The following is an 11,397-nucleotide window of genomic DNA, read 5'->3' on the forward strand; positions in this document are numbered from 1 at the left end:
AACGTTGTTGATTTTCCCGCAATAATCGTTGAATACTCCTCAACGACGTTAATCCCTCCAGACACTGTTGCAGAAATTGACAGATACGGAAATATAGTTATCTCCCTTTGAAAAATTCCCAGAAGCCTCTTCTCTCTTCGTAGGCCTCTTCCTGTGCTTCCCCGAGTCTTTTCAGGTATTTTACCTGAGGAGGTATTATGTAAACGAAGGCAAGGCCTTCCCTTACGAGCAACTCGTTTAACATCTCGTCCATGTCGTCATCAAGCCACACAAATGCAAGCAGTCTATTGTAATCGTCCTTACTCTTTATAGAAGGTTCAAGGTAGACCGTTTTCCCTCTTATACGTCTTTCTACGAATTTCTTTGCTTCTTTTCCGAAGGTTAAAACCGTGTCAAGCCCCCCCATAAACCACTTTGCTTGTCTTATACCCTTCCTTCTGTTATGGGTCTCAAGGGTGTCTATTCCCATAAGTCTAACCTTTATGGCTCTGCGTTTTTCTTCGGGAACACATTTAAAGGTATCCCCGTCTATAACCCTCACGACCTTACAAGGTATAAGTTCTTCGCCGAATACGAAGATTAAGGGGATTAAAATTAGACCGAAAAGCTTTCTCATCTCTCAGCTCCTTTTAATAGAAACAGCTCTATTTGTGCTAGATTTGAAAAGTAAGTTGAAGGATACTTTTCTTTTATACCGCTCCATACACTTATCGCCTTTTCCTTTTTACCGAGTTTCTGATAAGAGAACGCCTCAAGACTTTTAAAAGAGGGATAGTTAAAGTCCTCTTCTTTAAAGTTTTTTTCTTCCTTTATTACTCTGTCGTATTTACTCTTTAGGTATTCATCGGCCAAAATCCTTTCTTTAAAGAATTTTTTAAGCTCCCTGTCCTCAAAATTTTCATAAGCCTCTTTATACCTTCCGAGTTTTGCAAGAACGTAGGCGTAAAAGGGTGTTCCCTTAGTTTCTTTTAAAATTTCTTTTTCGGAAACTTTCCCCTTTTCAAAGAGATAGACTTTGTGGGATAAGCTTTTTAGCTCTTCGGTTTTCCGATCCTTAAGGTAGTTGTAAAACCAGATAGAAAAAACGAGTACGAATATGGCTCCTACAAGTATGTAAAAATCCCTCATACGCTCATAATCTCCTCTTCTTTTTTTTCCATAAGCTTGTTAATCTCCTCTATATACTTATCCGTTAACTTCTGGAGTTTCTCAAGGGCCCTTTTCTTCTCGTCCTCGGAAATTCCTTCAAGCTCCTCTATCATGTCTTTTGCTTCCCTCCTTACGTTTCTCACCCTTACCCTTGCTTCTTCCGTAATCTTGTGAAGGAACCTGACGAGTTCTTTCCTCCTTTCCTCGGTAAGGGGAGGAAGGGTTACCCTTATTACGTTCCCCTGAACCGTAGGGTTTAGGTTCAGCTCCTCACGTATTGCTTTCTCTATTGCGGAAGCAGCGTTCTGGTCCCAAACCTGTATTACTATCTGGTTTGGTTCCGGAACGGAAATAGTTCCGAGTTGTTTAACGGGTACCTTAGACCCGTAGTAATCAACCTTTATCTCCTCAACGAGTGCGCTTGAAGCCCTTCCCGTTCTGAGCCCTGCAATTTCCGACTTGTAATACTCAACCGCCTTTTTCATATCTCTTTCCACTTCCTTAAAAATATCCTCAAGCTCCTGAATCATCTCTTTACCCCCTTACTAATGAACCTACCTCTTCTCCGAGAACAGCTTTCCTTAAATTTCCTTTCTCTCTTATATTTAAAACGATTATCGGTATCTCATTTTCTTTACAAAGAGTTAAAGCTGTGTGGTCCATTACCTTTAAACCTTTATTTATAACCTCAAGGTAGGATATCTCCCTTATGAGAACAGCATCTTTGTGCTTTTCCGGGTCCTTGTCGTAAATACCCCCGACCTTTGTAGCTTTTATGAGAACTTCTGCACCTATTTCTGCAGCCCTCAGTGCTGCGGCCGTGTCCGTTGAAAAGAAGGGGTTTCCCGTTCCGCCAGCGAATATAACTATTCTCCCCTTCTCAAGGTGTCTTATAGCCCTCCTTCTTATGTAGGGTTCGGCTATTTGTCTCATCTCTATGGCACTTAAAACCCTCGTAGGTATATTCACATGGTTCTCAATGGCCGACTGGAGTGCAAGGGCATTTATAACGGTTGCAAGCATTCCCATGTAATCCGCGGTAGCTCTATCCACCCCTATTTCCTTCCCCTGAAAGCCCCTGAATATATTCCCCCCGCCTATTACTACGGCAACCTGGACGCCGAGGTCGTAAACCCCTTTTATCTCGTGAGATATGTATTCAAGGAAAGATGGATCAATACCGTAGCCCTGTTCCCCCGCAAAGGCCTCCCCCGAGAGCTTTAAGAGAACCCTCTTATACTTAGGGCTCTCCTCCATCAGAGACCACCCAGCTCAAACCTGCAGAAGCGTTTTACCTCTACACCTGTTCCGCTTTCCTTTATAACGTCCCCGACCTTCTTCTTTTCCTCCTTTATGAAGGGTTGCTCAAGAAGAACCTTTTCTTGGTAAAACTTCTTCAGTTTTCCTTCAACAATCTTGTCAACTATGTGTTCGGGTTTTCCTTCTGAAAGTGCTTGTTCCCTAAGTATTCTTCTTTCCCTCTCAAGAACCTCTTCGGGAATATCTTCAATTTTCACGTATTCGGGTCTCATAGCAGCTATCTGCATGGCAACGTCTTGAACAAGTCTCAAGACCTTATCGTTAAGCTCGGGAGCTTTGAAGTCAAGTAAAACCCCTATCCTTCCTCCTCCGTGAACGTATGAGTGAAGGTAATCCTCGGTGTCGTATCTACAATACCTGGAAAGTTTTATATTCTCTCCTATCTTCGCTATAGCTTCCTTTATAAGGGTATCTACATTCTTTCCCGACTCATCGTAAAGTTCCTGAGAAAGTATATCCGTTCCCTCACCGCTTTTATCTTTATTTTCATCTTTTTCAAGTATGTGTCTTGTTATTCTTTCTGCAAGCTTTTGGAACTCCTCGTTCCTCGCAACGAAGTCTGTCTCACAGTTAAGCTCTATCATAGCTCCCTTTTTTCTGTCCTCGGATACAATTACGTAAATAATTCCCTCTTTTGTTTCCCTTCCTGCCTTCTTTTCCGCTTTCGCCAGCCCTTTTACTCTCAGAATTTCCTTAGCCTTTTCTATATCTCCACCCGCTTCCTCAAGGGCCTTTTTACAGTCAAGCATTCCCGCTCCTGTCATCTCCCTTAACTTCTTCACATCCTCCATGCTGACAGCCATTCTTCTACCTCCGTTTTTATCCCTTCTAATTATACCAGCTTAAATTAATCCCTTATGAAGCTTGAAGTTGTTGAAAATCCCATAGTCGTATTTGAGAAAGGTATATACAGACCGGAACCTACACGCTTCTGGATACTTGAACCTGAACTGAAGAAAGCTATTTCAAAGCTTGAAGCGGAAGGATACATTAAAAAGTTATCCGAGGAGATAACAAGGGAGGAGGAGCTTTTTAACTTCTTTATAAAACTTCACGAAAAAGAAATAAAAAAGAGGGAGGAAATACTAAAAAAAGATTTTCCTCAAATTTATAATGGAACGGGGAAGTGGGACATGGTGTGTAAAAGAGTCTTGCTGAACAAGGATATAGGAATAGGGGGTATTAGGAACTTCAGGGCAAAGCCCTTTAAAGTAAGATGTCTTCATCTCTGGACTGCTTACCATCTGGGAGACAAGGAGTTTAAGAATCCCATAGGAGAGTTCGTGCTTAGTAAGATATGATTCTCCTGATTCTCATTCCCCTCTTGCTCTTCGGAAGGGAGCTAAAGATATGCCACAAAGCCTATTACTTTATATTCCCCGCTGCATACAACTGCACAACCTACATTCTTTACGGGAACAAGTTAAAGATAAAAGCCACCACCACAAACGAAGGTTTAGGGAAAATTCTCGGAAAGGTGGAGATAAAAGGGAGCTCTTTTGGAGACATTGAAAAATCAAGTTTTTTTAGGCTGTATATGAACCTAAGAGGTAACGTTAGGGAACACCTATACCTTTTTAAGAATAATAGGGTTTACTATGTGATAAGGAGAGATAAAGCGTTAAGAGGGTCTAAGAGCGCACCCCCCTATGACCCTTTCAGGGTCGGGCTCTTTATTTACCTTACCGCAAACGAGTCGGAAAAGTTTATTTACTTCTTTTACGAGGGAAAAATTCAAGAAGTAAGGTATAGAGTAGTCGGCAGGGAGACACTTGAGTGGAAGGGAAAGTCCTATAAAACCTTAAAGGTTCTTGTAAAACCGAAGGTTGAGACTAAAGGTTTTCTGAAGCCTACAGGAAAGTGGTCTTTATGGCTTGAAGAAAAAACGTTAATACCTTTAAGGATAAAAGTCTCCTTTACACTCGGCTCGGTAAATATGTGGATAGATAAACTTGAAGGAGATATTAAGCTCTTTGTGAGCTTAAAGAAAAGTTTAGAACAAACTCCCTTAAAAGCTTTGAAGGGTCCTGAAAGTAAAGCTTCTCAAACATATCAAGTTTCTGGAGAAAGCTAAGCATCCTTTTTAAGCTTTCTTTATCATTTCTCTTCAGGTATTCGGAAAACTTCAACTTAACAAACTGGTTTCTAACTCCCAGCTTCTCAAGAACTTTGTTCTTGTCCTCTCCTTTTTCAATTAACCTGCTTGCGGTATAGAGCTTTATCACGTAGCTTGTAAGAAGCTTTTGTATCTGAAGTGGGTGTATTCCCCACCTGTATAGGGTATCAAGTGTTTCTATTGCTTTCTCATAGTCTCCCAAAAGAAAGGCATCAACGAAGTTAAACACGTTCACGTTTTCAGAAAGGGTAAATATGGTTCTCTTTACCTCCTCAATACTCAGATTCTTTGTCTCCCAAGCGTAATCAATGAGTTTTTCAACCTCAAGCTTAAGTTCCATAAGGTTGTATTCCGCAGATTCAAGGAGGTAATCAAGGGCTTCCTCCGTTATCTTTATCCCCTTTTCCGTAAACTTCTTCTTAACCAGTTTTTTTATCTTATCTTTAGATAGCTTTCCCGAGTTTACGATTAAACCAAAAGTTTGTATACTCTTGTAAGGCTCGGAAGATAGCTCCTGTTTTTGAAGTTTTCTATCAAAGACTATAAAAAGATAGCTACTCTTTACACCCTTCAGGATCTTTATGAGAAACTCCTTAGACTTTTTCTTTCTTCCTAGCTTCTTTATAAACGCTTCAAAGTTGTAAAGGACTACCGCTTCCTCCTTTGAACTCCCGAATATTCCCCTCTCCGAGAGTGCGGAGTAAAGTTCTTCTTCCGTTATATCGTCTCCCCATAAAACTTTGTAGTTGTTACCGAACTTTTCCTTTAGCTTTGATAGGAAGGTTCTTATGAGGTAGGGCTCGTCCCCGTGGAGTATAAAGACCCTTTCCTTTACCTTTCCCCCTAAGAACTCCTTTTGAAACTGGATAATGTTTTTCTCCACTGTTAAATTAAATTTAATATAACATTTGCGAGGTTAGTGGCATGCTTACCCTTGACCTTAAAGAAATCTTTAAGATATCGGATAAGTTTGTAGGTTCTTACGAGCTAAAGCCCGAAGACATTAAGCTTCCCTCCGAGATAGGTATGATTAAGGAGCCGGTAAATGTCAGTCTTGAGATTACAAGGGATAAGGAAGGATACAAGATAAGGATAAGTATAGAGGGAAGCGTTGAGCTTGAGTGCAGTAGATGTCTGGAAACCTACGTCAAGGACCTAACTCAGGAAAAGACGAAGCTTCTCCAGAACACTCCCAACGAAGAAGGTGTGTTTATGCTTAAACCCAAAGACCTTGAAGTTTCGTTCCTTGAAGAGCCCGACATAGTAGACGTAGCACAGCTCGTAAGGGAGGAGATAATATTAAGCATACCTATGAAACCTCTGTGTAGTCCCGACTGCAGGGGAATACCCGGGTACCAGGTTGAGTTTGAGGAAGAGACAAAACCCCAAAGAAGAAATAACTCTTTTGCTATACTAAAAGATTTGTTAGCAGGAAAAGGAGGTAAGTAATGGCTGTTCCGAAGGCGAAAACTTCAAAGTGGAGAAGGAACCAAAGGAGAGCCCAGAACTTCTTTAATAAATTCAAAAGAAGTATTCCTTCCTTATCCACCTGTTCAAACTGCGGTGAGAAGATAATACCTCACAGGGTATGTCCCTACTGCGGGTATTACAAGGGTAGGGAAGTTATAGAAGTAGAGTAATGGAAGCGATAGCGGTTGACTGCATGGGGGGGGATTATGCCCCCCTTGAGATAGTAAGAGGGTGTATACTCGCCGCAAAGGAGCTGGGGTGTAAAGTTTACCTTGTCGGTAAACAAGAAGAGATATACCCGATACTTAAGAAATCGGGAGAAGACAAGAATCCCTTACTTGAAATCGTTAACGCAGAAGATAAGGTAGAAATGAATGAAGCCCCTTCAAACGTTCTGAAGAAGAAGAACTCCTCCTTATTCGTAGCCGCGAAGCTTGTAAGGGAAGGAGCTGCTCATGGGCTTGTATCCGCGGGGAATACGGGTGCGGTTCTCGCGGTAGGTAAGTTCGTAGTCGGTGCAGAAGAGGAAGTAGAAAGGCCGGCAATAGGGGTAGCCCTACCGAACCCCAAGGGGAAGACCGTTTTAATAGATGTCGGTGCAAACGTTGACTGCAAGCCGAGACACCTTGTTCAGTTTGCTGTTATGGGTCACACCTACGCAGAGGTTATGCTCGGTGTGAAGAACCCGAGGGTGGGTATACTGAGCATAGGTGAAGAGGAAGGGAAGGGAAACGAGCTCGTTAAGGAGACCTATCCCCTTCTTAAGGCTACAAAGTTAAACTTTAAGGGAAATGCGGAGGGAAGGGATATATACGCCGGAACTTTTGACGTCATAGTTTGCGACGGATTCGTGGGAAACGTAATCCTAAAAGCGAGTGAAAGCCTCGGAATGGCGGTTGTCCAGATGATAAAAGAAGAAATAAAGAAGAGCTGGCTTGCTAAACTGGGTGCTCTTCTTTTGATGCCAGCCCTTAACAACTTTAAGAAAAAGGCAGACTTTGCAGAATACGGAGGAATTCCTTTGCTCGGGGCTAAGAAGCCCGTTATAATCACCCATGGAAGGGCTAACGCAAAGGCTATAAAAAACGCCGTGAAAGTAGCCCTTGAGTTTCTTGATACACACTTTAACGAAAAGTTAACTCAGAACTTAAAAATCCTAATACCCGAGGGAGTGAGCGTTTAATGGGAACGAAGATTACGGGAACGGGTGTTTATCTGCCCGAGAGTATCTTAACGAACTTTGACCTTGAAAAGATGGTGGACACGTCGGACGAGTGGATAACTACGAGAACAGGAATAAAGGAAAGGAGAATAGCGAAGGAAGAAACGATAACGTATATGGCTACCCGAGCTGCAAAGGAAGCCTTAAAAAACGGGAACACATCTCCGAAGGAGCTTGACCTTATAGTTCTTGCAACCCTCACACCCGAAAAGCGATTTCCCGCCACAGCTTGCCTTGTCCAGGCTCGGCTCGGTGCTAAGGGAGTCTATTCCTTTGATATATCCGCTGCGTGCAGCGGGTTTTTATACGGGCTTGATATAGCGGACAGCTTCATAAAGTCAGGAAAGGCTAAGAAGGTTCTTGTAATAGGTGCGGAAAAACTCTCTGAAGCGGTTGACTGGGATGACAGGTCAACCTGCGTTCTCTTCGGGGACGGTGCGGGAGCGGTTCTCTTTGAAGATTCTGAAGACGATAGCGATATCCTTGCTACGAAGATGTATTCCGAGGGTAGCCTTGAGGAACTCCTCTATGCGGATAAGTGCGGATACATACGGATGAAGGGCAGAGAGCTCTTTAAGGTAGCGGTGAGGAGCATGGAGGAGGTGTGTAGGGAAGTCCTTGAGGAGGCGTGTGTGAAGCCCGAAGAAGTGAGTCTCGTAATACCCCACCAGGCGAACGTAAGAATAATAAACGCTCTCGCGGAGAAATTAAAGCTCCCGAAGGAAAAGTTTTACGTAAACATTCACAAATATGGGAACACCTCGGCAGCATCAATACCCATTGCACTCCACGAAGCTATAAAGGAGGGAAGACTAAAAAGGGGAGACCTGGTTCTTATGACCGCGATGGGCGGCGGGTTAACCTGGGGAGCGGCACTCCTCAGGTATTAATAAGTTTTATCATCTCCTTTACAGCTCTCTCAAAGCCGAAAATAACCGCGTTTGCAACGATTGAATGTCCTATATTCAGCTCCTCTATGACGTCCTTTAGTTCTTTAACAAACTCCTTAACGTTGTGGTAGGTAAGGCCGTGTCCCGCGTAAACCCGTAGACCCTTTTCCCTGGCGTATACCGCGGCTTCTCTTATCCTTCTCAGCTCCTCTTTTGCCTCATCAAACCTGTGCTCGTTCCAAAGGTTTGCATACCTTCCCGTGTGTATCTCTATTGCATCCGCACCCACGTAAAGGCTTGCGTCTATCTGTTCCTTATCCGGCTCAATAAAAAGGGATATTTCTATCCCCGCTTCCTTTACAGGTTTTAAGTATTCCTTTAATCTTTCCTTCATTGACAAAACGTCAAGACCGCCCTCAGTAGTTATCTCCTCTCTCCTTTCGGGAACAAGGGTTATTCTGTCGGGTCCCACTTTGAGAGCTATTTCCCTCATCTCATCGGTTGGTGCCATCTCAAGGTTTACGGGTATGTTTACAAGCTCCTTTATCAGCTCAAGATCCCTGTCTTGTATATGTCTTCTGTCTTCCCTCAGGTGGAGGGTAATCTGGTCAGCCCCTGCCTGTTGGGCTATGAGTGCGGCAAACACAGGCGATGGTTCAAAGGTTCTTCTTGCCTGTCTTACGGTTGCAACGTGGTCAACGTTTACACCCAGCCTCATAAATTTTAATTTTAAAAGTCCTTGATTTTTAAAACTTTTTAAAGTTAAAATATTTAAGCTAAATCTTTTACGGGTGACGGAGGTAAGGGTATGGCAAGAGAAGTGCCTATAGAGAAACTGAGAAACATAGGTATAGTAGCACACATAGACGCAGGGAAAACAACGACGACGGAGAGAATCCTTTACTACACGGGAAAGACATACAAGATAGGTGAAGTTCACGAAGGTGCTGCAACGATGGACTGGATGCCCCAGGAAAAGGAAAGGGGTATCACGATAACCGCAGCAACGACCGCTTGTTACTGGACCAGAAACGGAGAGAGGTATCAGATAAACATAATTGATACACCGGGACACGTTGACTTTTCGGTTGAAGTCGTTCGTTCTATGAAGGTTCTTGACGGAATAGTTTTCATCTTCTCGGCTGTTGAGGGTGTTCAGCCCCAATCGGAAGCAAACTGGAGATGGGCGGACAGGTTTAAGGTTCCCAGGATAGCTTTTGTAAACAAGATGGACCGCCTCGGTGCTGATTTCTACAGGGTTTTCAAAGAAATAGAAGAAAAGTTAACTATAAAGCCTGTAGCCATCCAGATACCCCTCGGAGCGGAGGACCAGTTTGAAGGCGTTGTAGACCTCATGGAGATGAAAGCGATAAGGTGGCTTGAGGAAACCCTCGGAGCTAAATATGAGGTGGTAGACATACCCCCCGAATACCAAGAAAAGGCACAGGAATGGCGTGAGAAGATGATAGAAACAATAGTTGAGACGGACGACGAGCTTATGGAGAAATACCTTGAGGGTCAAGAGATAAGTGTTGAGGAGCTAAGGAAAGCTCTAAGAAAAGCTACGATAAACAGACAGCTTGTTCCCGTTCTTTGCGGTTCCGCGTTCAAGAACAAGGGTGTTCAGCCCCTTCTTGATGCAGTGATAGACTACCTTCCCTCTCCCGTAGACCTGCCTCCCGTCAAGGGAACGAACCCCAAGACGGGAGAAGAGGAAGAGAGAAGACCTCTGGACGAAGAGCCCTTCTGTGCTTACGCCTTCAAGGTTATGGCGGATCCATACGCGGGACAGCTCACTTACATAAGGGTGTTCTCGGGAACGCTAAAGGCAGGTTCGTACGTTTACAACGCAACGAGGGACGAAAAGCAAAGAGCGGGAAGGCTTCTCCTCATGCATGCAAACTCCAGGGAGGAAATACAACAGATTTCCGCGGGTGAGATATGTGCGGTTGTTGGACTTGACGCCGCAACGGGGGACACCTTGTGTGACGAGAAACACCCGATAATCCTTGAAAAGCTTGAGTTCCCCGACCCTGTTATATCAATGGCTATAGAACCCAAGACCAAGAAAGACCAAGAGAAGCTTTCCCAAGTTCTCAACAAATTTATGAAGGAAGACCCCACCTTCAGGGCTACCACGGACCCCGAAACGGGACAGATACTCATACACGGAATGGGTGAGCTTCACCTTGAGATTATGGTTGACAGGATGAGGAGAGAATACGGAATAGAGGTTAACGTCGGTAAACCCCAAGTTGCATACAAGGAAACTATTAGAAAGAAAGCTATCGGAGAAGGTAAGTTCATTAAACAAACAGGCGGTAGGGGTCAATATGGCCACGCGATAATAGAGATAGAACCCCTACCCAGAGGTAAGGGATTTGAGTTTATAGACGATATACACGGAGGAGTTATTCCCAAGGAGTTCATACCCTCCGTTGAGAAAGGCGTTAAAGAAGCAATGCAGAACGGTATACTGGCCGGCTATCCCGTTGTTGACGTAAGGGTTAGACTCTTTGACGGTTCTTACCACGAGGTAGACTCCTCGGACATAGCGTTCCAGGTTGCCGGTTCTCTTGCCTTCAAGGACGCAGCTAAAAAGGCGGACCCCGTTCTCCTTGAACCCATAATGGAGGTTGAGGTAGAAACTCCCGAAGACTACGTGGGAGACGTTATCGGAGACCTCAACTCAAGAAGAGGAAAGATTATGGGAATGGAGAACAAAGGAAACATAACGGTTGTTAAGGCACACGTTCCCCTTGCGGAGATGTTCGGATACGCTACAACTCTCAGGAGCTTGACACAAGGTAGGGGAACATTTATAATGAGATTTTCCCACTACGACGAAGTTCCGCAACATATTGCGGAGAAGATAATCGGGGAAAGGATGGCTGGAAAGAGCTCTTAATTAGGAGGTAAATAGATATGGCCAAGGAGAAGTTTGAGAGGACAAAAGAACACGTAAACGTGGGAACGATAGGTCACGTTGACCACGGAAAGTCAACACTCACGTCCGCTATAACGTGTGTTTTGGCCGCAGGCCTCGTTGAAGGCGGTAAAGCTAAATGCTTCAAATACGAGGAAATTGACAAAGCACCGGAATAAAAAGAAAGAGGTATAACCATAAACATCACTCACGTTGAGTATGAAACAGCTAAAAGACACTACGCACACGTAGATTGCCCCGGACACGCAGACTACATCAAGAACATGATTACCGGAGCAGCTCA

14 protein-coding genes and 1 pseudogene are annotated in these 11,397 nt (G+C 43.9%); 8 read left to right on the plus strand and 7 right to left on the minus strand.

The features are described from left to right. Positions 1-97 precede the first annotated feature (97 nt). The 5 genes from ACWB1W_RS07115 to tsf are packed head-to-tail and all read right to left on the minus strand — an operon-like array spanning position 98 to position 3,272. Positions 98-616 (minus strand): thermonuclease family protein, encoded by a 519-nt coding sequence (locus tag ACWB1W_RS07115; RefSeq protein ID WP_479370684.1) that lies wholly within the window; start codon positions 614-616, stop codon positions 98-100. Continuing rightward, entirely contained in the window at positions 613-1,128 is a 516-nt protein-coding gene (locus ACWB1W_RS07120; protein ID WP_479370685.1) for a hypothetical protein, read from the minus strand. Before ACWB1W_RS07120 ends, ACWB1W_RS07115 begins: the two co-directional genes overlap by 4 nt. Next, positions 1,125-1,679, minus strand: coding sequence for a ribosome recycling factor (gene frr / locus ACWB1W_RS07125; RefSeq protein WP_479370686.1), 555 nt, complete (start codon positions 1,677-1,679; stop codon positions 1,125-1,127). The genes ACWB1W_RS07120 and frr overlap by 4 nt, the downstream gene beginning before the upstream one ends. Positions 1,680-1,683: 4 nt before the next feature. Further along, positions 1,684-2,406 (minus strand): UMP kinase, encoded by a 723-nt coding sequence (gene pyrH / locus ACWB1W_RS07130; RefSeq protein ID WP_479370687.1) that lies wholly within the window; start codon positions 2,404-2,406, stop codon positions 1,684-1,686. Further along, positions 2,406-3,272, minus strand: a complete 867-nt coding sequence (tsf, locus tag ACWB1W_RS07135) for a translation elongation factor Ts (RefSeq protein ID WP_479370688.1) — start codon at positions 3,270-3,272, stop codon at positions 2,406-2,408. The genes pyrH and tsf overlap by 1 nt, the downstream gene beginning before the upstream one ends. 54 nt (positions 3,273-3,326) lie before the next feature. Between tsf and ACWB1W_RS07140 the strand changes: the two genes are divergently transcribed. Further along, a complete protein-coding gene (locus ACWB1W_RS07140; protein ID WP_479370689.1) occupies positions 3,327-3,770 on the plus strand; it encodes a DUF501 domain-containing protein in 444 nt (147 codons plus the stop codon). After that, positions 3,767-4,543, plus strand: coding sequence for a DUF3108 domain-containing protein (locus tag ACWB1W_RS07145; RefSeq protein WP_479370690.1), 777 nt, complete (start codon positions 3,767-3,769; stop codon positions 4,541-4,543). The genes ACWB1W_RS07140 and ACWB1W_RS07145 overlap by 4 nt, the downstream gene beginning before the upstream one ends. On the opposite strand, the gene holA is transcribed toward ACWB1W_RS07145, so the two are convergent. Continuing rightward, positions 4,434-5,468, minus strand: coding sequence for a DNA polymerase III subunit delta (gene holA / locus ACWB1W_RS07150; protein WP_479370691.1), 1,035 nt, complete (start codon positions 5,466-5,468; stop codon positions 4,434-4,436). The two genes, ACWB1W_RS07145 and holA, sit on opposite strands and share 110 nt — an antisense overlap. Positions 5,469-5,509: 41 nt before the next feature. On the opposite strand from holA, the gene ACWB1W_RS07155 reads away from it, so the two are divergent. Genes ACWB1W_RS07155 through ACWB1W_RS07170 form a run of 4 tightly spaced genes read left to right on the plus strand, consistent with a single transcriptional unit; the run spans position 5,510 to position 8,167 of the window. Then, positions 5,510-6,034, plus strand: a complete 525-nt coding sequence (locus ACWB1W_RS07155) for a YceD family protein (protein WP_479370692.1) — start codon at positions 5,510-5,512, stop codon at positions 6,032-6,034. Further along, positions 6,034-6,225: a 50S ribosomal protein L32 gene (rpmF, locus tag ACWB1W_RS07160; RefSeq protein WP_479370693.1), complete on the plus strand. Its 192-nt coding sequence runs from the start codon at positions 6,034-6,036 to the stop codon at positions 6,223-6,225. Before ACWB1W_RS07155 ends, rpmF begins: the two co-directional genes overlap by 1 nt. Then, entirely contained in the window at positions 6,225-7,238 is a 1,014-nt protein-coding gene (gene plsX / locus ACWB1W_RS07165; protein WP_479370694.1) for a phosphate acyltransferase PlsX, read from the plus strand. Before rpmF ends, plsX begins: the two co-directional genes overlap by 1 nt. Continuing rightward, entirely contained in the window at positions 7,238-8,167 is a 930-nt protein-coding gene (locus ACWB1W_RS07170; RefSeq protein ID WP_479370695.1) for a beta-ketoacyl-ACP synthase III, read from the plus strand. Before plsX ends, ACWB1W_RS07170 begins: the two co-directional genes overlap by 1 nt. Here ACWB1W_RS07170 and pdxJ read toward each other — a convergent pair. Next, on the minus strand, positions 8,157-8,885 hold the full coding sequence (gene pdxJ, locus ACWB1W_RS07175) for a pyridoxine 5'-phosphate synthase (RefSeq protein WP_479370696.1): 729 nt from the start codon (positions 8,883-8,885) through the stop codon (positions 8,157-8,159). The two genes, ACWB1W_RS07170 and pdxJ, sit on opposite strands and share 11 nt — an antisense overlap. Positions 8,886-8,975: 90 nt before the next feature. Here pdxJ and fusA point away from each other — a divergent pair, with 90 nt between their 5' ends. Further along, on the plus strand, positions 8,976-11,075 hold the full coding sequence (fusA, locus tag ACWB1W_RS07180; protein WP_479370697.1) for an elongation factor G: 2,100 nt from the start codon (positions 8,976-8,978) through the stop codon (positions 11,073-11,075). Positions 11,076-11,092: 17 nt separating this feature from the next. Continuing rightward, positions 11,093-11,397 (plus strand): annotated as a pseudogene (locus ACWB1W_RS07185) (GTP-binding protein); the annotation flags it as partial.

This window comes from Aquifex sp. (assembly GCF_056494385.1).

Bases quoted from the DNA above. Each gene is read 5' to 3' on its own strand.
- ACWB1W_RS07115 (WP_479370684.1), bottom strand. From the start codon at position 616: ATGAGAAAGCTTTTCGGTCTAATTTTAATCCCCTTAATCTTCGTATTC.
- ACWB1W_RS07120 (WP_479370685.1), bottom strand. From the start codon at position 1,128: ATGAGGGATTTTTACATACTTGTAGGAGCCATATTCGTACTCGTTTTT.
- frr (WP_479370686.1), bottom strand. From the start codon at position 1,679: ATGATTCAGGAGCTTGAGGATATTTTTAAGGAAGTGGAAAGAGATATG.
- pyrH (WP_479370687.1), bottom strand. From the start codon at position 2,406: ATGGAGGAGAGCCCTAAGTATAAGAGGGTTCTCTTAAAGCTCTCGGGG.
- tsf (WP_479370688.1), bottom strand. From the start codon at position 3,272: ATGGCTGTCAGCATGGAGGATGTGAAGAAGTTAAGGGAGATGACAGGA.
- ACWB1W_RS07140 (WP_479370689.1), top strand. From the start codon at position 3,327: ATGAAGCTTGAAGTTGTTGAAAATCCCATAGTCGTATTTGAGAAAGGT.
- ACWB1W_RS07145 (WP_479370690.1), top strand. From the start codon at position 3,767: ATGATTCTCCTGATTCTCATTCCCCTCTTGCTCTTCGGAAGGGAGCTA.
- ACWB1W_RS07155 (WP_479370692.1), top strand. From the start codon at position 5,510: ATGCTTACCCTTGACCTTAAAGAAATCTTTAAGATATCGGATAAGTTT.
- rpmF (WP_479370693.1), top strand. From the start codon at position 6,034: ATGGCTGTTCCGAAGGCGAAAACTTCAAAGTGGAGAAGGAACCAAAGG.
- plsX (WP_479370694.1), top strand. From the start codon at position 6,225: ATGGAAGCGATAGCGGTTGACTGCATGGGGGGGGATTATGCCCCCCTT.
- ACWB1W_RS07170 (WP_479370695.1), top strand. From the start codon at position 7,238: ATGGGAACGAAGATTACGGGAACGGGTGTTTATCTGCCCGAGAGTATC.
- pdxJ (WP_479370696.1), bottom strand. From the start codon at position 8,885: ATGAGGCTGGGTGTAAACGTTGACCACGTTGCAACCGTAAGACAGGCA.
- fusA (WP_479370697.1), top strand. From the start codon at position 8,976: ATGGCAAGAGAAGTGCCTATAGAGAAACTGAGAAACATAGGTATAGTA.